This is a genomic window from Mesorhizobium sp. M1A.F.Ca.IN.020.06.1.1, assembly GCF_004023265.1.
Lineage (GTDB): Bacteria > Pseudomonadota > Alphaproteobacteria > Rhizobiales > Rhizobiaceae > Mesorhizobium.
The window spans coordinates 1-1134 of sequence record NZ_RZSR01001364.1; the positions used below are offsets into that span (position 1 = coordinate 1).

Sequence of the window (1134 nt, forward strand, 5' to 3'; positions counted from 1 at the left end):
TCGCCGCGCTGATCGACGGCGTGCAGCAGCAATTCGCCGGCTTCCGCTTCTCGCTGAAGGGTGAGCCGGATGGTTTTGCCGACCGCATCCGCTTCTCGTGGAATCTGGGCCCTGAAGGCGCAGAATCCGTCATCGAAGGCACCGATATTTGCGTCATCGAGAACGGCCGCCTGAAGAGCGTCACCGGCTTCCTCGACAAGGTGCCGGCGCAGTGAGGCTAACCGGGTAAGGGAGGCGCGAGGCACCCCCCTGTGGCCTGCCGGCCATCTCCCCCGCAAGCGGGGAGATCGGCTTTCATCTAGGATTTCGCCAATCTCCAACGCTGCAAAAGGGAGCGAGGCGCCCAAGCTGCCAATCTCCCCCCTTGAGGGGGAGATGCCCGGCAGGGCAGAGGGGGGTGCCTCGCGCATACTCACGCGGTTACCGCCCTGATCGCCGGATAGAGCGCACGATAGCGTTGATAAGCATCTGCATACGCCCCACCAAGCGCGGCATCCGGTTCGATCGTCGCATCGGTCGCCGGCGCGGTGCAAACGGCAAGCGGATCGGCGCCGGTCGCGGCGATCAGCCCGAGACGCGCCGCGCCGAAGGCGGCGCCGAAATCGCCGTCGGCCGGGATGTCGACCGGCAGCTGCAACGCGGTGGCGATCGCCTTCAGCCAGTAGCGCGAGCGCGAGCCGCCGCCGATCGCCGTCACCCTGGTCAGGGTCGTGCCCGCCGTTTTCAGCGCCTCGAGGCTGTCGCGGAAGGCAAACGCCACGCCTTCGAGCACGGCCTGGGTCAGCACGGCGCGGCTCGATTGATGCGCGAGGCCGGTGAAGGAACCACGAATGGCCGCATCATTATGCGGCGTGCGCTCGCCGGAGAGATAAGGCAGGAAAGCGATGCCTGTCGGCGCCTTGAGCTTGTCGCCGAGCTCGCCGGTCAGGTCGCCGGCGCCTTTGCCGGTGATCTCCGACAGCCAGTTGAGCGAATCGGTGGCCGACAGGATGACCCCCATCTGGTGCCAGGTGTTGGGCAGCGCGTGGCAGAAGGTGTGCACCGCGCTTTCCGGATTGGGCAGATAGGAGGCGTTGGCGGCAAACAGCACCCCCGACGTGCCGAGCGACACGAAGGCGTGGCCGGCGCCCACGG

General features: G+C 67.1%; 1 protein-coding gene and 1 pseudogene. One reads left to right on the top strand and one right to left on the bottom strand.

Annotated features, from left to right (window positions below; all coding sequences use genetic code 11):
• A pseudogene (locus EOA60_RS34025) lies at window positions 1-215 on the top strand (nuclear transport factor 2 family protein); the annotation flags it as partial.
• 197 nt (window positions 216-412) lie between these two features.
• Here the strand turns inward: EOA60_RS34025 and EOA60_RS34035 are convergent.
• Window positions 413-1134, bottom strand: a 722-nt coding sequence (locus tag EOA60_RS34035) for an FGGY-family carbohydrate kinase (protein WP_245502694.1), incomplete at its 5' end; no start/stop codon positions are given.